The sequence below is a fragment of the Shewanella sp. 10N.286.52.B9 genome, assembly GCF_002873635.1.
In the GTDB taxonomy this organism is placed as follows: domain Bacteria; phylum Pseudomonadota; class Gammaproteobacteria; order Enterobacterales; family Shewanellaceae; genus Shewanella.
The window spans coordinates 39,086-59,705 of sequence record NZ_MCTY01000216.1 but is presented as its reverse complement, the minus strand read 5'-3'; the positions used below and the strand labels follow the sequence as shown (position 1 = coordinate 59,705).

Sequence of the window (20,620 nt, the reverse complement as noted above, 5' to 3'; positions counted from 1 at the left end):
CAGAAAGACTAGGCGACATTCCTTGGGTGCATTTTAAATCGTAATATATTAATTCACTCATAGGTTAAATATAAACATAGTATGTTTAAGGTGTCAATTGAAACAATCTACGATTGAGACTTAATGATAATATATTGACTTCATATTAGATAAATTGATGCTTTAGATCAGAAGCAGAAGTAACTAAAAAAATAGCAGCCTTTCGGCTGCTAAAGCTACAACAGATACTTACTAGGAATAAGTATACAGGAAAGTAAAACAACACTATTTGTATAATAGCAACAACAGACAAGTTCAAAATCATCTCTGAAATGACTGAACTAAAACAACACACTGAACTCAGTTTACGGCATTATTGAACTCTAAAGTTCTGGCCTAGTGGGCTGTTAAGGTACTTTTATAACCTTGGACATATGCCAAAGCGTTATGCTTAACTTGCTCAACACTCATCCCAGCCTTATATAAGCCGCTTCCTAAACCAAACCCACTGGCACCAGCATCAATAAATGCTTGCATAGTGTCTGGTGAAACTCCCCCTACAGGTAAAATATCAATATCAGGAAGAACAACTGACATTGCTTTTAACCCCATAGGGCCAAATGCATCAGCTGGGAATAATTTAAGCGAATCTGCACCCGCATTAATAGCCGCATAAGCATCAGATGGTGTGAAAAAACCGGGGACACAATAAAGGTCTTTCGCTTTACTGTACCGAATCAATTTTGCATCAGCATGGGGAGAAATAATAATACGCCCGCCCGCAGCTTCGACTAAATCAACTTGTTCCTGGCTAACAACAGTGCCAGCACCAATGATGACATCGTTACCATATCTATCACTAAGTAACTTAATACTTTCGTAAGGCGACGGTGAGTTTAAAGGAACTTCTATAACTCGATATCCAGCGGTCACTAAAATATCTGCAACATCTAATACTTCAGCAGGTGTCACGCCACGTAAAATTGCAACCAATGGCATTTTGCTCATGGCTTCTTTAAGAGTAATCGGCATTTAATGCACTTCCTTTGATTTAATTAAATTCGCTTGCTCAGCTACCATCACCATGCCTAAAGCAGAGGCTTTCTCGCTGCTCACTGGGGTTGAAAGTAAACCAAGTTCTTTTAGCGCTTGAGCATAAAGTGTGTTTAAAGTCGAACTGCCAATGAGATAAATATGTTCAAGGGATGATGCCGCCAACACTGAACATAATTCAGCGCCAATCAGTAATCCTGAAATATAACTACAAACATGCTTGTCATCTAATCGCTGTTCTAGTCGTAAAGTTCTCGCGCTAAATAAATGGTGCAGCAAACCCCCTTCCCTTTGACTGGTATGTACGCCTTGTAAAAAGCTATCCATATCAACATCAGTCGCTTGTTTATCTACGCCTTTTCCAAGAATGCTGTTTTCAACTACGATGTTATACATCTCGCCCGTCATTTGAGTCGACAAGCTTTCTACGATTGGTTGACCTTGATCATTCTTAGCCATTTTTATCCACTTAGAATGGGTTCCAGGTAAGCAAAAAACTAACTTATCTAATTGAGCATTGTTTAATAAACCCAACTCGTGCTCAATCAATGATACGGCGCCGAATACCTGCACTTCTTCACCGCGCATAACATCAGGTTGTAAATTAGCAGTCTGACACTTAACGCCCGGTACAATGCGAATAGACAATTTCGATTCGTTATCCACATGACATAATTTCATCGCGGCTTGTTTAGCATCTGCTGGGCAATCTATATAGCCTGCATCGACCCAACCTTGTGCGCTACCCACCATGCCGGCCATTAACACTGGCACTGAAAAGTCTGTAACCCATGGCTGTATATGGGCTAAAAGCGCAGCTTCAAATTCATCTTTTTTAAGGCATAACATACCTTGAGGCGCCGATACTTCAGACAAGATTTTGCCGCGTTTATCCAATAAAAAGGCGCGAAAATTACTACTCCCCCAATCGACTGCAATAAGTACAGGCGTGGGTGACGATTGCTCTGTCATTTAAAAATTCTCTACAATGATGTGGGCTTAGAAAACTTCATAATGTTTTATGAAGTCTGGATCTGGCTCTACGCCAATACCAGTCCCTTGTGGAAGTGCAACCGTGCCGTCGTTTTCTTTAACTTGCTTAAGAATGTTTAATGGCTCTTTAAGTAAGTCTTCACGGAATAAATTCGGAGTAGTATCGTATTCGAGCATCGGCTGAATTGGATGAGCTGCGCCTGGTAAATCAGGTAATGCTGCCAATAAATGCAAATTGGTACCCACAGCAATAGCAGAGCCCCAAACATGATTTATTACCGGAATAAAATGTGCGTGTGCCATCGCTAATACTTTTTGGTATTCAGTAATGCCACCTAATGCACAAACTTCAGGTTGCAATAAATCCACACAGCGATTTTCAATTAAGTCTCTAAAACCCCAGCGGGTGAATTCTGCTTCACCACCTGCAATGGTCATATCTAAGGCTTCACACAGTTCTCGATAACCTTGTTTATCTTCAGGTGCTACGGGTTCTTCAAACCAATTTACGCCAAGGTTTTGCAGCTCACGTCCCAGAGGGATCGCCTCTCTGGTGGTATAGGCATGGTTTGCATCGACCATTAATTGCATATCACCAATGCCGCGGCGTACAGCTTCAACTAATTTAATATCTCTATCAGGACTTAAACCGATTTTCATTTTCATCGCTTTAAAGCCTATCTCTTTAATGCGGGCACTTTCATCGGTAAAGCGTGCTTCAAGGTCGTCATGACGTTGTAGCATCATGCCGTAACCGTAAGCTGGGATACGGTCTCTAAAGGCACCGCCCAGTAACTTATAGACGGGCTGGTCAAGGAATTTACCGGCAATATCCCATAAAGCGATATCCACACCCGACAAAGACTGAATAGGCATGCCTTTTTGACCATGGTCGCGCATTAAGTTGTACACCTTATGCCAGATCACTTCGCGATCTAGCGGATCCATACCAAGGATCATAGGTTGAATCACTTTTTCAACGATTGTTTTGTTGGCAAACGCAATTCCGCCGCCACCAAAACACTCACCCCAACCTGTTATGCCAACATCCGTTTTAATTTCGACTAGGTGAGTAGTACGTTTGGCATAATACTGCTGCGAGTAACCTAACTCTTCTTCAAGATCGTACTGCAGAACGTGGCTTATAATTTCAGTAATTTTCATTCAATAATAGTCCCAAATTAATCTGATTAAAGCGCACGTGAGATGCGTTTAAAAGCCAAGTAATCGTCGAGCGCTAGCAACGAACAATCAACTCCAACTCCTGACTGCTTAATCCCAAAATGCGGTAAATTAATGGCATATTTAATCCCATTAATTTGTACTTCGCCAAAACGAAGTTCGTCCGCAAAATGGTCCGCTGTCGTTTGATTTTGAGTAAACACATAAGCGGTTAAGCCCGCATCAGTATCATTAGCAAGGTTCAGTACATCTTGATGATTTTTGAAGGTAGCAATGCTAATAACTGGTCCAAAAACTTCTTCTTTCGATATCGCCATTTCAGGTGTCACACCCAGTAACACGGTAGGACTGTAAAAATATCCGGTGTCTAATCCTGGTGGTTTACCGCCACCTGATAACAACTTGGCGCCTTGAGCAATCGCTTCTTTTACTAAGCCATCGATACGCTGCCAAGAAGCACCGTCCATCAGTGGCCCCATTCCAATATCAGCCTCTTTATCAAAACCAACGTTGACGGAATGAGTGCGGGTTAACACCATTTCAATAAATTCGTCAGCCACAGACTCTTCAATAAAGACTCGGTTAGGAGCAACACAAATTTGGCCAGCATTACTGTATTTCACGCCGCAAATAACATCGGCAGCCGTGGTTAAATCTGCATCAGAAAATACGATGGCAGGTGCATTGCCACCAAGCTCCATCGAGTAGCGTTTGATTGACGTCGCCCCTGTACCAATTACGTGCTTGCCGACATTGGTTGAACCGATTAATGTCAATAAAGACGGAATAGTGGATGCAGAAATGGCATCGCCCACTTTGTGATCAGGGCCAGAAAGTATATTAACCACGCCATCAGGTAAGCCAATTTGAGCGCAAAGCTCACCGACGGCATAAGCAGATAATGGGGTTTTAACAGAAGGCTTAATCACAATAGGACAACCCGCAGCCATTGCTGGGCCTAACTTATAAGCAAGATTAAGCAGCGGAAAATTCCATGCAAGAAATGCAGCAGCAACCCCTACTGGCTCGCGGCGAAGTTCATGGACGTGGGTGCCCTCTTTATCTTCTAATGTCTCTTGCGCTAAATTGAGCATGGCATCAGCATAAAAATTTAAACTGTCGACCAACATTTGGTAGTCATCCTTGGTTGATGCCCAAGGCTTAGCCATTTCAAGATGCACACACTCACGTAAATGCTGTTCATTTTCTATCACTGCATCACGTAATTTATACATCCATTCAGTACGTTGTTGAATAGATGTTTTAGACCAAATTGGAAACGCCTTTTGTGCAGCTTCAAGTGCTAATTCAGCTTGAGGAATATCTGCCGCAGCAATGCTGCCTACCGATAAAAGAGTTGCAGGATTAATAACATCAGTGGTTGATCCGCTCGATATGAGTTTACCGCCGATATAAAGTTGTTTAGACAGCATTAGCAACGCTCCATGTGAAAAATTCAAAACAAACTAGGTAATAAGCTTTTAACTGAACCCGTTAATCAGTAGTCAAATAAGCATATTGATAACGCGATACATGATAAGTATTTAAACATATGATGTTTGATAAAACAATATAGAAATGTAATTAGTTTGTGAACATGTAAACAATCAAAATAACTTTTTACGATAAGGATTAAGACTAAGTCATTTTATAACAGCTACTTAGTAATTAAACACACTCATTAATAGCAATTACACAATAAAGCATTGTACCGACCAGTTACGTTTACTATTGGGTTTGATGAAGTAATAATCATCGCGCTTAATCGCTTCATTGAGTGAATCAGCCCCCCCTAAGCAAGGCTCTAAACCCACGACATAGGCAGGCGGTTGATCACTGCCAGACCAGCCTCGATAATTAAGCCATAATCCAAAATGTGAAATATCATGACTATCATATCTAAAACCACAACGTTGTTGATAAGCGCCACTGGCTGAAGGCGGCTCAACTAAAGCAACCTCAATAGACTGATTTTTAATAGCATCCGTTGATAAATCATCACTATAAAGCTTGCAGGAAAAGTGACTGTCTGGTGCTAACACCTTATCCAAATCAATCCATTTACCTTGCAGCTGTTTTTTATAAGGCCATTGCGCTGTAATAGCATCTGTATTAAAAAACGCTTTAAAACCACTGTCGGTTTTAAAGCGGTTAATCACTGTTGAAAGCGCTATGGTCATTCCTTTTTCAGCAGCAAAAATCGGATGCATTGACCACACAAAGGGTAATTGATAGTCGCTGTTATTCGTAAGCTGGTATTGAATATCGATATGGTTAGCATCAGCGGCAAGAGTTAAGGTACGCGTAAACACATAAGGTAACTGTTTACCCACGCAGCGAAGCGTCAACGAGATGAAATTCGAAGACTCAACAATTTCAGTGACTTGCCACGGTAAACACCATAGCTCACCGTGATCAGGAATTAATACATGCCTAAGCGCAGGCAAAGCGTATTGCTCGCCATTGATGCTGGGGAAGCATTCATCCCAACCACCACAATCAAAGCCATTGACGAATGACTCACCATAATTTGGCTGTTTCAAAAAAGCATGAGCGCCTTGAGGTTGTTCAAGCCACTCTCTGCCAGTAAGCATCGATTTTAATGAAATTATTTTCGCACCAATGGCAGGCACCACGGTAAAAGACAGGGTATTGTTGGCAATGGTAATAAGCTCAAAACCGTCTTTAATCGACTTTTGTAAAGACACCATAGTGGCCACTTTTATGTTCCAACAATTGAGGTGTTAATCGTGATAAATGACCGAACGACCACCATCAACCACTAGGCTTTGTCCTGTCATAAAGCTTGAATCTTGGCTGGCTAAAAACAATGCCGGTTTCGCGACCTCTTCAGTGGTGCCATTACGTTTTAACGGATGCACTTCACCCATAGCTTGTCTTGACGCTTGTGGATCGTCTGTCGCTCCCCACGACTTAAATGCCATCGGCGTTTCAATCATTCCAGGACATAACGCATTAACACGAATATTATACTGAGCGAATTCAACCGCCAGGTTTCGAGTGAGCCCTATAACCGCATGTTTTGTCACTGCGTAAGGAAAATACCCAGGTACTATTTTAAATGAATGCACTGACCCGACATTAACAATACTGCCGCGGCCATTGGCTTTCATATGGGGTAAAACGGCTTTGCTGCAATACCACATACCATCAACGTTAACTGAAAAGCTCTTTTTCCACGCATCAACGCCAACAGACTCAATCTTATTACCCGGACTAATCAACGCTGCATTGTTAATTAATATTGTTGGCGCGCCAAGTTCTGCCGCCGTTATAGCGACCATGGCATCGACCATGGCTTCATCTGAAATATCGGTTTTCACAAATATAGCTTGGTAACCTTTTGTCACTAACGCTTCAACAGCATCAAGCCCTAGTTCACTGTTCATATCAGCAACACACACTTTCGCGCCTTGCTGACAAAACTCTAAAGCGATAGTGCGACCTATTCCATCAGCACCACCCGTAACGATAGCAACTTCACCTTTCAACCGATCTGACATATGACTTCTCTACTTATTATTTTTGTTCTGAAACAACTCTTGATTACAGCGATTAGCGCTAACGTGTTAACAACCGCGTTAAGCGAGTAATTTATCCCTGTTTCACTAATTGTCTTTCAATGGCTTCGATGGATTTACCTTTGGTCTCAGGCAAAATTAGCATCATCACAAAACAACCCACAAAGGCTACCCCGCCGTAATACAAGAAGGTATTCGCAGCGCCCATGTTTTCAAGCTGCCAAGGGAAAAACTGTTGGATACTCCAACTCGATATACTTTGTACTAATGCCGCAAACGGCAGTGCAACACTGCGAACCCGGCTTGAAAAAATCTCTGAAAATATGACCCACATAATAGGGCCTATGGACATGTTAAACGCCGCTAAAAAAGCAAATAAACCAAACAAAACAAATGCTGGGTTAATATTAATCGAGGCATTAATAACTGTGCCACTGACTAACGGTAACTCTTTTTTAGAATACACGCTGGCTAGATCAGCCTTTAACGCTACATCACTGTGGTAATCTTTGCCAATAAATGGAATGAGTTTATTTGCATCAACACCTTGCTCAGCAATTATTTCAATCGCAGGTTGGTTAATAACGTAAGTTGCATTGTCAAAACCATACCAAATTGAACAGTGTGCGACGGTAATTAATAATAAGCCGCCAACGGTTAATACTTTACGACCCCATTTCTCAACCGTGAATATTGCAACAAGGGTAAATAAAACCGACATTGCGCCGAGCACTATGGTTTGTAAAAAGGTATCTTCAACACTCATACCGATTTGTTCAAACACGGTAGGTGCGTAAAATAACACCGCATTCATCCCTGTCGCACCCTGAACAACGGCATAACACACAGCAAGAATGACTAAAAAACGCATGGGTTTACTAAACAGTAACTTAAGCTGCTGAATCACTGAGGTGTTACTATCTTGTGCAATAGTTTGTTTAATATCGTCCATCATTGCAGGCACTTCAGATGGATCTGAAATGTCACTGAATACTTGTTCAGCTTCTTTATGTCGTTGCTTACTCATCAACCAGCGTGGAGACTCAGGGATGGTTAGTAATAAACCGAACCAAATAATATTAGGTACTAGCTCAAACCCTAACATCACTCGCCAAATATTCTCATCCGTTAATACTTCAATATTGCCCATTGATTTGATTAGAAAATAGTTAACAACAAAGGCAACTAAGCTTCCTAACGTAATCAATAACTGATTGACCGATACAAATTGCCCTCGCTGTTTGGCTGGTGCGATTTCACCAATATACATGGCAGATACGGTGATTGAGGCAAAGGCGACTCCGCCAATAAAACGCCCTACAACCAGCATTTCGTAACTATTAGCAAATGCTGAGATCACGGTAGACAATGAATAGGTCAAGGCAATAGCCAGTAACACTTTCTTACGGCCAAAGTGCTGACATAAACTCCCCGTAAAAAATAGCGCTAAAATCACCCCTACAATAGCGCAACCGACCACGTTGCCGGTTTGCATACTAGTTAATTCAAATTGGGAGCTAACAAAGCGCAGCGCACCAGAAATGTTGGCGGCATCTAAGCCAAATACAAAGCCACCAAAAGCGGCAATTAATGAAAACTTTATCGCTTGAATGTTTTTGCTTTTCGAAGCTTGGCTCGAAACAAGTTTAGACTCTTTCGAAGTGCTCTCTGACAATGTGTTCTCTAACAAAATAGTTTCCCCAAACCTCGAAAGTCGAGTTTTAAAATTAACATTGGCTGACACCATGTTTTGTTTACATTCCATGGTTTAACCAACCGATGTTACTTACTGCGGCAGTAATTCACGCAACTCATTCGCAAACTAAGCAAAACTCCAGCACTGCAAAGATATCGACTACCACTGATTTTTTTATGTTAATAAATTTGATTTACGACGAAGCTACAGATGGTCGAAGCATTTCGCTACAGGTGCAAATCATTTTATTAACACAATTTAAACATATGATGTTTAAGTAAGCAATATGTTTATATGGAATTTAAACAGATTTATGATCGGCGAATAAATTGGAGGGATTTAATGAGAGAGGACCTAACTTCATTTCAAAAAACGTGACAAGAAATTAGATAAACAACTGATTAAATTATTATTTATCTTTGAGGGATTTAGTATAGGCTTTAAAGTGGATAAGTTTAAGGTATAGATAATTCAGAACGAATCTGTCGTAGATAATACAATTTGATCTGAGCCTACTTTTTTGAGTATCAAATCAGAGTATCAAATCAGAGTATCAAATCAGAGTATCAAATCAGAGTATCAAAGTAGACATATTGTATTACAGTGCATGCCTGATATCTGAAAAATAGCAGCTATGTTCCTATGCCAGAGTTAGGCAATATTACGATTAAAAAAGCTTCATCTCTCATCAGAGTTGCCCCATGACGAAAGAAAGTGGCTCCTACAAAGGTAAGGGGCCACCTAAGTCTAACGAGCACAACTACGACTCGTCGTTGAATTATTTTTGCCATACTCTGACGTATTCAATTTCAAAATCGACAATTCCGTCATCTTTTTTATCTTCAGGACTATTAAGCTCTAAATCGGCTTTACTATCAGGGACACCGTGCCAAGGAAAGGTTTCTTGGTCTAACCAAATACTGATGGGTTTAGTCGCTACGTATCCGTCGTAATCTTCGCTCACCTCACGGTTTTCATAGGCCCATTTTCGAACGTCATCGGCGCTTACATCTGAAAATAATACCCCATCGACATAGTATTTAAAGCCATTTTCATTCCATTCAATACCGTAGATGTGGAAATCATCAGCGACTCTAAATCCTAGGTCTTTATGCTCTGTGTAAGTTGGCTTACCCGGTTTACTGGTATTTTTACTCCAGTCTCGAATTGACCACCAAAGCTCTTTATCCAGTTCTAATTTTTCTGGATCGCGATGATCGCCAAACTGTTCAAAGAAATCGATTTCTAGTTGATGTCCCATCGCCCAAAAAGCACTGGTAATTTCAGCATCTGCTGCCTTACTCTTAATCTCAATGTAGCCATATTTGAACTCTTTGCGGGAAATGATACAGGCTGTAGTGAGATTTTCATGGGGCAGCGCATCCCCGAAAACAGGAACTCTAATCTCATCGGTGAACGGGAAATCTGGCTCCCAACGGGTTTCTAGTATTAGCTTTCCATTTTCTAAACGATAGTTTTTACCAGAGAACTGCGACGGTGCTCGGCCTTTCCAGACTTTTTTATTGGGCTTGTCTGGATGCTTATAAACGGGCTTGCCGTTTTCAAATTTACCAACGATATACCATCTGTCTTCATCTAATGTATCGGTCTCAAATTCATCACTGACCTCGGGATTAAGTATCCAGTCACCATGATTTTTTGGATCTGAATAAGGCAATACAGCCATTGTGTTATATGCTGCTGATTCATTAGCCTCTATCGCTTGAACCTGGTCTTTTTCGACCTCAACACTACAACTCATAGTGGCGACAGTGAGTAAAATGAGCAATGAAGAGTTTGTATACCTAATGTTAAAGAGCATGTGAGTTTAGCCTTGTGTTGTGCGTTATATACAGTGCCTTGTTTGTGGATAATAAAATGAATAGTATGACAAAAGCAATTCACCTTATATGTTTATAAACATACTATGTTTAAGGGTGGGTTGATACCGTTAAATTTTGGAATCTAGTAAAAGAATTGCTCTCGTTAAAGAGCGCTTCTAGTTAAAAATTGGGATCATGGGCTTTTCTTCTATTCTCGATATTTTTTAACAAACAAATTGATGACCACAGAAATTAACTGTGCTCCATAATTAGTTTTTCGAAAAACAACGTAAACAATACCAATCAGGTTCAAATCTGAATGGTCCCTCATTGGAAATATTTTCGTTTTTCGAAAATCTCGCTGGGACTGCTGGAACTATGGTTTATAATTAAACCAAGAGGGCTGAACCGCTGCCCTTTTGGTCTGTTCTTTACAATTAAAAGCCGAAGCACCACGGCTTTGATTTGTTTAAAGTGGCAAATTACTTGGTGACGAAAATGAGCCTGTATCTATCTAACAACTCACTTTAGACCGATAAAAACGACAACACGAAGAACTGACCACTAGAACTAGCAGCCAGCGTTGTTCGATATCTTTGTTAAATAGCACTATTGTAAATTACATTTTCACTGCAGGTTCAAAAACGCCATTCACTTTTTCCATCACTAATAGCGTTGCACCATGAATGACTTGGGTTATGGCTTCATCTTCAAGACCACAGGCAGCGGTTGTGGTAAACAATAGCTGTGCTTCATCACCACCAAATGCTGGGCATGTTGCTCTGGGGGTACCAACCAATATACGCTTAAGCTCAACCCCATCAGGCGAAATACACATGACTGCCCCGCCATCCCAAAGTGATACCCAAAGATTTCCGTCAGCATCGACAATGCCGCCATCAGGTGACACCGCCGTATTTGAAAAGTCGTAAAACAGTGTGGCGTTAACGGCATCTTGTATAGGCCAGCCAGTGTTTGCATCAAGCGCTATCACATAGATTTGCTGTTTCGCTGAGTCAGTGAAATAACAACTCTGGCGAGAAAGATCAAAACACACTCCGTTGGGAATGGACAAATCAGGGATAACCTTTCGTAACTCGCCGTGGTAATAACGATAAAACGCACCCTCATCGGCTTTGGCATCAGTATTCATGGTGCCTATCCAAAAACCGCCCCATGGATCAGCGCGGCCATCATTACTGCGATTGCTTTGTAATTCATGCTCAACATGAACCACTAAAGATTTTTGCTTTGACTCGAGGTTAAATTGATACAAGCCTGTTGCTGTGGCTATTAATAAATGAAGCTCGTCAATCCATCCAATTGCGGTGACCATTTCATCAAAAGTATATTCAATTGATTCATTGTCATTTTTACCCATTAATAGATTATTAGGGAAATCGACCCAATATAAGGTACTGCGCAGCGGATGCCATAATGGGCTTTCACCCACAAAATTCACTCTGTTATCGTATTGCTGCACGGCTAATGTTTCTTTAGTCATAGTGTTTCTTCAGTCATAGTCGTAGTCATAGTCGTAGTCATAGGATTAATTACCAGTTAGTGTGTGAACCGTCACGCTTACTTAAATGCGGCGCTTCAACCTCTATTGGGGTCGACTTTCTAAATTCAGCTTCATTCACTTCAACACCTAAACCCGGTACATCAGGCACGATAAATTTATTGCCTTCTAACTTATGCTGTTGCGGAAACAGTTTGTCATCATGGGCGCCAAACGGACTAAACGGCCCTTGATGTGTTTCCATTAAGCTAAAGTTTGGTAACGCTACGGCAAAATGGTTTGTAGCGGCGGTGCATACTGGTCCCAATGGGTTGTGGGGCATGACATCGATATAATGCGCTTCTGCCCAACCTGATACTTTCACCGCTTCAGTTAAGCCGCCAATATTGCACACATCGATACGTAAATATTGTGTCAGCCCCTGTTCAATATAAGGTTTAGCTGCCCACTTTGAGCTGAACTCTTCTCCAATAGCGAACGGGATATTTGTCATCGTTCTTAAGGTTTTATAAGCCTCTGGCGACTCATTACGAATAGGCTCTTCGATAAAGTCCAGCGTATCAGGCGCTAGGCGCTGACAAAATGATGCGGTTTCAGCGACACTTAATCTATGGTGATAATCGATACCTAGGGTGATGTCAGGCCCTAAAATTTTACGTAATTCATTTAAACAGCGCGCGGTGCGAGTAATCGATTCTTGTGGCTCAAAAGTGGTTAAGTCATCAAATCGGCTTGGAATAACCCGAATGGTTGTCCAACCTAAAGCGATTAAGGCTTTTGACTCTTTAACTAAATCATCTAACTTGTCAGGATCCGCCTCTGTATAGCAACAAGCAAAACAAGGAATATTGTCACGTTGTCGACCGCCAAGCAGTTGATAAACAGGGACGTTTAATTTTTTTCCGAGAATATCGTATAAAGCGATATCGATGGCTGAAATAGCCGCGGTAATCACGCGGCCACCTTCAAAGTAATGGCTACGGTATAATTCTTGCCAAATACGGCCAATTTGTTTGGCGTCTTTACCTTTTAAAAATTGACTAAAATGTTTAATCGCCCCCATAACGGCATATTCACGATTTGAAAGGCCTGATTCACCCCAACCGATAATGCCACATTCAGTGACTACTTTAACGAGTAACTGATTGCGCGAGCCAACTCTACCTAGTATTGCTTCAACAGATTCTATCTTCATGATGTTGTTCTCTTATTATTGTTATTTTATTGACTCGCGGGTAGACGATATTTATCCATTCTATCCATATCATACTTTTCAAATTTACGTTTCAGCAACCATCTTGGACGTTCTAATGTCAGTTCCCAAGCAAACAAATCTTTATACATGGATATAACCCGCTGTGGCTGGTCGTTTGCAAGGTTTGTTTGCTCACCAATATCATTGGCTAAATTATAAAGTTCAGTGGGTCTATCTGGGTAACGGATCATTTTCCAATCGCCCTCACGGATAACCGCTCTGGTTTCTTTTTTCCAAAACATCTGCTTATGAGGACGCGCTTTGTTGTTACCCATAATATAAGGCAGTAAATCAACTCCATCAGTGTCAGTCACGGTTTCAATGCCACCAGCTGCACTGAAAAAAGTAGGCAGTAAATCTAAGGTCGATACAGGAAAATCAAATTGTTGATTGGGTTTTATTTTTGCAGGCCAACTCATGATGAACGGAACACGGATACCGCCTTCTAAAAAGTTAGATTTTGTGCCGGCTAATGGCGCATTACTCGATGCATTTTTATCTGTTGGGCCGCCATTATCATTAGTAAATACAATAATAGTATTGTCTGCTAACCCCAATGATTTGAGTTTGTCGGTCACATACCCTGTCGCTCTATCCATGGCTAACGTCATTGCAGCCAGTTCTTGTTGCTTGCCTTTAAGTTCAGGAAACTGTTTAAGATCGTCTGGTTCAGATTCTAATGGTGTATGCACAGCGTTAAAGGCTAGGTAGATAAAGAAAGGGTCTTGCTGGTTTCTATCAATGAAGTCTGCGGCCGCCTTACCTAATACGTCAGTTAGGTATTCTTCGCGCTCTTCAAAATGCCCTAAGCCTCGCTCAAGTTGTTTGTCATACATAATGTCATCAGGATTGTTAATGTTCGTAATATTTTCAGGGTACTTAAAGTAACTGCGATCACCACCTCTAAAGCCTAAAAACTCGTCAAAACCGCGGTTTAATGGATGAAAACGCTCTGCACTGCCTAAATGCCACTTACCAAAAATAGCAGTTTTATACCCTTGGTCTTTTAAATAATCAGCCATGGTTGTTTGATCAACTGGTAGACCCATTTCTGCGCCATCTAATGCTGAGTTGTCACTCATATAACCAGGTACATTAATTTCTTCATAACCAAAACGTTGTTGATACTTCCCTGTCATTAACCCCGCTCTCGAAGGGCCACAGGTTGAATCACTGACATAGCCTTGACTAAAAACAATGCCTTGCGCTGCAATACTGTCTAAATGTGGGGTCTTCATTATTTTGCTGCCTTGAAAACCAAAGTCTGCAAAACCTGCATCATCTGCAAATATTAATATGATATTTGGCTGTTGTTTTTTATCTTCAGCGCTAACTGTTTCGGCTAACGCATTGGATGGTGCAAATGCTGTTAACGACAATACGCTAGTAAGGGTAACTAGCCCTGCTAACAATTTAGTTTTCATGATCCATGCTCCTAGATTAAACCTTGCTAACCAATGTTGAGTGATCTGATTAAAATATCAGCGGCTCATTTCATTGAATTCACAATCCTCTATCACTCAGTTTATGGGTATAGAAAGAACAAGCTTGTTGTACCGATTGCCTTAACTCGTTAAATGAACGAGCAATTAACGAAGGTAATAGTGGTCAAATAACGCGTTCATTTATACAAGATAATTGAAATCATAACCAAAACATGATAACTATTCAAACATATGATGTTTATTTATCTTATTTTACATAAATTAACATTACAGATTAATAAACAAAACGATTACAGCACCTGACTATATTATCTAAAGCGCCTAAAACTGCAACAAAAGTAGTATCTTACAATCTTAAGCGCACTCATATGGTGCTTATAACAGTCAAAATTCGTCATTATTGGGTCACAAGTAATGCCATTGATTTGACTTTTGAATAGATATTTTTATTTACAAATCCGCTACAAAACATGACAATTCGCGTAATAAATAAATAAAAATCAAGATGATAGCACCGTTATAACAACAAATATTTAACATGTTGCACATTTAAACATCATATGTTTAAATACTTCATATGAACTGTATTGGGTGTTTAATATACAAATACTAACAAATACCTTTAATACATAGTGAACATTAAGTCGTGGTTTACCAAGTTCTGGTTTGTATGGGGGGGGAGAAATTCCCGCAATAAGACATAAATAATAAATACACGGAGTAAGAAAATGCCTAAATATAGTAAATTGCATAAAGCAATATTGCTGGCTGGTTGTTCTTTTGCAGCCTTCTCAAGCAACCTATATGCTGCGGAAGTTGTAGATGCGCCTAATGAAGAAGCGGTTTCAACTAAAGACATTGAAGTCATCATGGTAAGCGCGCAAAAACGTGAGCAGGCACTAAAAGATGTTCCCGTCTCTATTGAAGTTTTGGATGGTGATTTAGTCGAAAAAATGGGTGTCCAAGACGGTTTCGACCTCGTTAAATACCTACCGGGCTTTGGTATCGATGACAGTACTGAAATTAGAACAACAACATTAAAAACCCGTGGTATTGGTACTTTTACTAACTCTATCGGTTTGCAATCTTCAAACCTTGTGGTTATTGATGGTGAAGTATTACCCCGTCAATCTATGCTAAACCTTGCGGTTGCCGATGTTGAACGTGTTGAAGCGTTACGTGGTCCTCAAGGCACCTTATTTGGTCAAAACACCTCAACCGGTATGCTGCATTATGTGACCAAAAAGCCTAATTTAAATGGCGTTAGCGGTAAAGTTAGAACCGAACTCACCCAAGACAATGGTATAAATGTTAGTGGCGTAGTGAATGTGCCATTCTCTGACAATTGGGCGTTTCGAATGAACGCACAGTGGAGCGAAGTTGACGGTTGGATTGACAATACAATGCCTGGTCATGAAGATTATAAAATTGGTGAAAAAGATCAATCAGGTTTACGTGGTCAACTTCTTTATGATGATGGCGAGCAATTTAATATCTTATTCCGTGCTGAATATGCAGAAACTGACAGTAACTGTTGTTCAATGACACAGATTGGTCCGGTTAATCCAGATTACGGCCCTAAACCTATCATCAACATTAAAGATGATGGCATCATTGAAGGCACAACTTATAACCGTATCAATTCTTCAAAATCTTTTGATGATACAGGTAAACCTGTTACTGCTCGTAACCCCGAAGCAAACTATGGTTCAACTGAAAACCTCGGTTTTTCTATTGCTGCTGACTATTACCTTAATGATGACTTAACCCTTTCATATAATGGTAGCTACCGTGACTTCGACTTATATAACAGTTCAGGTTTTTTCACTTTAAACTTCCCACTAGAGCGCTCAGCATTTGGCGGTAATGAATCTGTTATCGTGAACCAACAAGAAATTCGTTTAAGCTCATTCGATAATGAAAAATTTGATTGGATTGTAGGTTTGTTTTATCACAACACTGAAGGTCAACGTTCAGAAAACCGAGATGGTTGTATCGCTGGTAACTTCGGCTTTATCAATGGCGGCGAGTTATCTGGTTGTTACGATCGCCAGTCTACAAGAAACTTCTTAAGCATGTATGAAGGACAACAGTTTGACGAAAGTATGATGGCCGACCTAAATCCAGGCCGTTTGCTTTCTGGTGGTAACTTCACCACTAACTTCGAAAACTTTGCCATTTTCGGTCAATTTGAATACCAAATAACAGATCAACTAGATGCCACTTTCGGATTCCGTGCTCTGCATGAAGAAGGTGAAGCAACGTTCGAGCGTACTGATTTGTTTGCACCATCAGATGGGATTGGTATGGATACATATGCTGATGTGTTAGCAATGTCTCAAACAGATCCTTCATTGATTAAACGTCAAACTGAAAAAACCAAGTTCTCAGATTCTGATGATGCATTTATTTACAAGGCTGTTGTGGGTTACGACTTTACCAATTCAATTCGTGCTTATGTCAATTACTCAACGGGTTATAAAGGTTCTTCGTATTTTGTTACTACAAATACTAACCCATTAGATGCTGATCAATTCCCAACAAAACCTGAGCAATCAAGTAACTTTGAAGTTGGTTTACGTACTGGCTTTTTTGATAATGACGTACTATTCAACATCACTTACTTTGATATGACAGTTGAAGATTATCAAGTACGCGCAACACGTGTGATTGATGAAGAAGAGAATATCGTTTTCGCAGGCTACGTGAATGCAAAAGAAGCACGCTCAACGGGTTTCGAAGCTGATGCGATAGTTGATATCACAGAAGATTTACGTTGGACCGCAAGTTACGCCATTTTTGATGCGCGTTACGAAGATTTCTCAGATACACCGATTAACTGTCCTGCAGGTGATGGTGGCGAATTAGCAGATCGTTGTAACACTGATCCTGTAACCGGTCGTCAAACATTTGATCAAACAGGCCTTTCTTTCCCGAATAATGCTGAGCAGCAAGTATTTAGTACATTGAAATACTCAACTGAATTCGGTAACACGGGCTGGAATGGTAACGTACAAGCAGCTTGGCGTTATAACGGTGCGCATACACAAACCATTAATGAGCTAGCACTTGATCAAAATGCTAATCCTTCTTCAAGTATTTGGGATTTATACTTTAACTTTGGCCAAGACAATTTACGTTTCAGCCTATATGTGAAGAACTTATTTGACAAGCCATATACCACACGTCAAAACACCAACCAAGAAGGTTATGGACAAGCGTTCTACCCTCGTGATTGGAACCGTTTCTACGGCGGCAGTGTTCAATACTCATTTTAATTTATCACAATGTTAATCGTCAGCTGTTGTAGCCGATTAACATTGAATACTGGGTTTATTCTGCCCCAACAGCATTAAACTCGGTTTCACTAATTAAAAAACTCCATTTCATTGACGAAATCTACAACTTGTCAATTCACTTTAGCGTCAGAGACGACTTGCTCATTACATCTCCCCTTTATGTGTAATGAGTAAGTTTCTATGAGACTCCCCTTTGAATAAGTTTCTATGAATGAGTCTCTGGCATTTTTTTTGCTTTTAGCTACTGAGTTTAGCGACAGATTTAACTACTGAATTTAAGCCATGTCGTTTCAGAGTAATCTTCACCTTTGTAACGTCTGCGGTTCCTTGAATTTTTTATAACATAATGAAGAAAACGTTCAATTTTAATCAATGCCCATTTTGAACATGGCTAAGCCTATCTAATGGATTAGATCACGGTAAACCATCTATAAATTATCATTAATTACACAAGGAAAACCTATGAAAGCTACCAGTATATTCACGATACTTGTGTCTCTAGCGATGTTGGCTTACTCCAATATCGCTTCAGCACAGTGGCACAATATCAACAGCGATGTTTTTATCCAAAAATACTCACGCCCTATTATCAACCAAGAAAACCAAACCTATTCTTTTGACGTAACGATTAGAAACCGTACCCGTGATGCCATTAATGGCAATTTCCGCCTATTGATTGATAACGCCACTGTGCCAGTGATTAATTTTGATGGCGAAACTGATAATAACGTCCCTTACTACGAAGTGACTGAACAAACGTTAGCCCCAAAGTCAAAAGTTAAGCTACGTATTAGCTTTCCATTTCAGCGCGGTTTTCCACGTTACACGCCTACACTTGAGTATGCACCAATGGGCTCGATTGCTGGAGGCTTAGGTGAAAGTGTTATCGTTGATGAGGTTAATTACTTCACTAACGAAGTCATCGACGATGAACCTGAAATGGTATACCCAGGTGGTACCACGGCTGAAATGGTTGCTCGTCTTCAACAAGCGATTAATCGCGCAACTGAAGAAGAAATGGGGGGGGTTGTGCGTATGGCGCCAGGTGAATATGTGTTAACTCAAATCAATCTTAAATCAAATGTACGCCTTGAGATTGACCCTGAGGTCACCATTAAAATGGTTGATAGAGCCTTGTTTTCTGCTGGACGTGATGCCAATAACCTGCCGCCGAAGTTATATAATATTGAAATTACTTCTACTCACCCGACTAAGAAATTTACCATCGATGTTAATAACCCAGTTATTTTCAGAAACTCGATTCCTTTTCGCGTAGGATTTGTCGAAAACTTTGCTATTTCTAACTTCCATGTTGAAGACTACTATTCAATATTCCCATCGGTGTTTATCGTTGCAGACAGCGACACGCGTAAAGTTGAGAATAATGAAACTTATAATCGTATTGCGGTTAAAGGCGTGGTTCAAAATGCCACTAATACCAAGGTCGCTACGGGTTATGCGCTGGTGCAACTGTTTAGTGGCCGCCAAGTATTACTGCGAGATTTAACCGCACAAGGCGGACTGACTATTCGTTTAGAGCCAGGTAGTGGCAAGCCAAATGATTACTTAAACCGTGCGGGTCAAAATGTCGGTTCAATTACCGATATTCGTATGATCAACATTCATAACTATGAAGGCATGGCGGCTGTTTTCTTAAAGCCACATGAAAAAATCATCGACAATATCTGGGGCACTAATATCACAGCAACAGATAGCGCCTTCGCAGTAATGGCCAATGCCAGTGATTCAGACACTTTTACTCGTGGCCACTTTAGTAACACTCGCTTTGATGGTGTCATCCGTTTAGATAGAACAAACGATGAAGCAATGGCTGATATTGGCCCGTCATCAATGTACTTTGTCACTGATTCTGAACGCGTCGGTAAAAGAAATTACGGCAGTTTTCCAGATGATCCTTCAGGGCGTCGCAAGCATACTAAACCTATGGTACCAGTATTAATCGCTTCAGCAATGAACAGCGAAGAAGTGGGTCCTTTTGAAAAAGGTCGCTACAGCTATGATGTTTCAGCAGCTGATATTCAGCCTTCTGCTGAGTTACCGTTAGAACGTCCAGAGCTAGTACTTTACCGTGAAGATGCGGTACTCGTTAACGGCCGATCAGCGCATAAATGGATTAACGAATAAACCATGATTAGCTTTATGCGGCATTAGCCTTAATATCAATGCCGTTCAGCCACGCTGAACGGCATTTTTATGAGATAATACTAACTTATAGATGAACATGATCATTATTTTATACGCTATTTTTTATGTCGCTTTGTATTATCGACTCAGGTATTTATAATCAAAGAAAATGTCGCTTTCCTATTGAATTCCCTAAAGGCACAAACATGGCTGAACTAACCCTTGATAAAACGGATATGCAAATATTGCAACGACTGCAATCAACAGGGAAATTATCAAATCAAGATTTAGCCGCACAAGTCGGTTTATCTCCATCACCTTGTTCAAGACGTGTAAAAGCGTTAGAAGATGCAGGCTTTATTAATGGTTACGCTACAGTACTTAATGCAGAAAAATTCAACTTAAACTTAACGGTTTACATTCAAGTGCGCCTAGAAAAACACAGTTCAGATATATTGGATGCTTTTGAAGCGGAAATCGCCTTATATGATGAAGTACAAGAATGTAGTCTTATCACTGGCAGTGAAGCCGATTATCATTTAAAAGTCATCGTTGAGGATATGCAACAATATAAAGTATTTCTATTAGAAAAATTAACTACCAACACACATATCGCCGGTGTTCACTCCAGTTTTGTCCTCAAAAATGTCAAAAGCAGCACTGCAATTCCACTTCCACTTCCACTT

The 20,620-nt window shown here is 40.5% G+C and carries 14 protein-coding genes; 3 read left to right on the top strand and 11 right to left on the bottom strand.

What is annotated here, in order from left to right; all coding sequences use genetic code 11:
* Window positions 1–375: 375 nt before the first annotated feature.
* From BCU91_RS18325 to BCU91_RS18270, 11 genes are all read right to left on the bottom strand, one after another.
* On the bottom strand, window positions 376–1,011 hold the full coding sequence (locus tag BCU91_RS18325) for a 2-dehydro-3-deoxy-6-phosphogalactonate aldolase (RefSeq protein ID WP_102476723.1): 636 nt from the start codon (window positions 1,009–1,011) through the stop codon (window positions 376–378).
* Window positions 1,012–2,004, bottom strand: coding sequence for a 2-dehydro-3-deoxygalactonokinase (locus BCU91_RS18320; RefSeq protein WP_102532098.1), 993 nt, complete (start codon window positions 2,002–2,004; stop codon window positions 1,012–1,014).
* A gap of 27 nt (window positions 2,005–2,031) precedes the next feature.
* Window positions 2,032–3,189, bottom strand: coding sequence for a mandelate racemase/muconate lactonizing enzyme family protein (locus tag BCU91_RS18315; RefSeq protein ID WP_102476721.1), 1,158 nt, complete (start codon window positions 3,187–3,189; stop codon window positions 2,032–2,034).
* A gap of 26 nt (window positions 3,190–3,215) precedes the next feature.
* Complete coding sequence (locus BCU91_RS18310; RefSeq protein WP_102532097.1) at window positions 3,216–4,640, bottom strand: aldehyde dehydrogenase family protein; 1,425 nt, start codon at window positions 4,638–4,640, stop codon at window positions 3,216–3,218.
* Between the two features lie 258 nt (window positions 4,641–4,898).
* The gene (locus BCU91_RS18305) at window positions 4,899–5,918 is read right to left on the bottom strand and encodes a hypothetical protein (protein ID WP_102532096.1); all 1,020 of its coding nucleotides are present in this window, start codon (window positions 5,916–5,918) and stop codon (window positions 4,899–4,901) included.
* A 33-nt stretch (window positions 5,919–5,951) separates the two neighbouring features.
* Window positions 5,952–6,731, bottom strand: a complete 780-nt coding sequence (locus tag BCU91_RS18300) for a glucose 1-dehydrogenase (protein ID WP_102476718.1) — start codon at window positions 6,729–6,731, stop codon at window positions 5,952–5,954.
* A 91-nt stretch (window positions 6,732–6,822) separates the two neighbouring features.
* Window positions 6,823–8,439, bottom strand: a complete 1,617-nt coding sequence (locus BCU91_RS18295) for a sugar porter family MFS transporter (protein ID WP_241904116.1) — start codon at window positions 8,437–8,439, stop codon at window positions 6,823–6,825.
* 784 nt (window positions 8,440–9,223) lie between these two features.
* Window positions 9,224–10,267, bottom strand: coding sequence for a family 16 glycosylhydrolase (locus BCU91_RS18285; protein WP_241904115.1), 1,044 nt, complete (start codon window positions 10,265–10,267; stop codon window positions 9,224–9,226).
* Between the two features lie 620 nt (window positions 10,268–10,887).
* Window positions 10,888–11,772: an SMP-30/gluconolactonase/LRE family protein gene (locus tag BCU91_RS18280; RefSeq protein WP_102532094.1), complete on the bottom strand. Its 885-nt coding sequence runs from the start codon at window positions 11,770–11,772 to the stop codon at window positions 10,888–10,890.
* Window positions 11,773–11,821: 49 nt separating this feature from the next.
* Complete coding sequence (locus BCU91_RS18275) at window positions 11,822–12,985, bottom strand: mandelate racemase/muconate lactonizing enzyme family protein (protein ID WP_102532093.1); 1,164 nt, start codon at window positions 12,983–12,985, stop codon at window positions 11,822–11,824.
* A 26-nt stretch (window positions 12,986–13,011) separates the two neighbouring features.
* Complete coding sequence (locus BCU91_RS18270; protein WP_102532092.1) at window positions 13,012–14,469, bottom strand: sulfatase; 1,458 nt, start codon at window positions 14,467–14,469, stop codon at window positions 13,012–13,014.
* 749 nt (window positions 14,470–15,218) lie between these two features.
* On the opposite strand from BCU91_RS18270, the gene BCU91_RS18265 reads away from it, so the two are divergent.
* The 3 genes from BCU91_RS18265 to BCU91_RS18255 form a co-directional block, all read left to right on the top strand.
* Window positions 15,219–17,768, top strand: coding sequence for a TonB-dependent receptor (locus BCU91_RS18265; protein ID WP_102532091.1), 2,550 nt, complete (start codon window positions 15,219–15,221; stop codon window positions 17,766–17,768).
* Window positions 17,769–18,251: 483 nt separating this feature from the next.
* Window positions 18,252–19,934 (top strand): hypothetical protein, encoded by a 1,683-nt coding sequence (locus BCU91_RS18260; protein WP_102532090.1) that lies wholly within the window; start codon window positions 18,252–18,254, stop codon window positions 19,932–19,934.
* 206 nt (window positions 19,935–20,140) lie between these two features.
* The coding region (locus tag BCU91_RS18255) for an Lrp/AsnC family transcriptional regulator (RefSeq protein ID WP_102532089.1) at window positions 20,141–20,620 on the top strand (480 nt) is incomplete at its 3' end.

What these genes read in the sequence shown, in the direction of transcription:
- BCU91_RS18325 (WP_102476723.1), bottom strand. Translation starts at nt 1,011, where the DNA reads ATGCCGATTACTCTTAAAGAAGCCATGAGCAAAATGCCATTGGTTGCA.
- BCU91_RS18305 (WP_102532096.1), bottom strand. Translation starts at nt 5,918, where the DNA reads ATGGTGTCTTTACAAAAGTCGATTAAAGACGGTTTTGAGCTTATTACC.
- BCU91_RS18270 (WP_102532092.1), bottom strand. Translation starts at nt 14,469, where the DNA reads ATGAAAACTAAATTGTTAGCAGGGCTAGTTACCCTTACTAGCGTATTG.
- BCU91_RS18300 (WP_102476718.1), bottom strand. Translation starts at nt 6,731, where the DNA reads ATGTCAGATCGGTTGAAAGGTGAAGTTGCTATCGTTACGGGTGGTGCT.
- BCU91_RS18315 (WP_102476721.1), bottom strand. Translation starts at nt 3,189, where the DNA reads ATGAAAATTACTGAAATTATAAGCCACGTTCTGCAGTACGATCTTGAA.
- BCU91_RS18310 (WP_102532097.1), bottom strand. Translation starts at nt 4,640, where the DNA reads ATGCTGTCTAAACAACTTTATATCGGCGGTAAACTCATATCGAGCGGA.
- BCU91_RS18320 (WP_102532098.1), bottom strand. Translation starts at nt 2,004, where the DNA reads ATGACAGAGCAATCGTCACCCACGCCTGTACTTATTGCAGTCGATTGG.
- BCU91_RS18280 (WP_102532094.1), bottom strand. Translation starts at nt 11,772, where the DNA reads ATGACTAAAGAAACATTAGCCGTGCAGCAATACGATAACAGAGTGAAT.
- BCU91_RS18275 (WP_102532093.1), bottom strand. Translation starts at nt 12,985, where the DNA reads ATGAAGATAGAATCTGTTGAAGCAATACTAGGTAGAGTTGGCTCGCGC.
- BCU91_RS18265 (WP_102532091.1), top strand. Translation starts at nt 15,219, where the DNA reads ATGCCTAAATATAGTAAATTGCATAAAGCAATATTGCTGGCTGGTTGT.
- BCU91_RS18260 (WP_102532090.1), top strand. Translation starts at nt 18,252, where the DNA reads ATGAAAGCTACCAGTATATTCACGATACTTGTGTCTCTAGCGATGTTG.
- BCU91_RS18285 (WP_241904115.1), bottom strand. Translation starts at nt 10,267, where the DNA reads ATGCTCTTTAACATTAGGTATACAAACTCTTCATTGCTCATTTTACTC.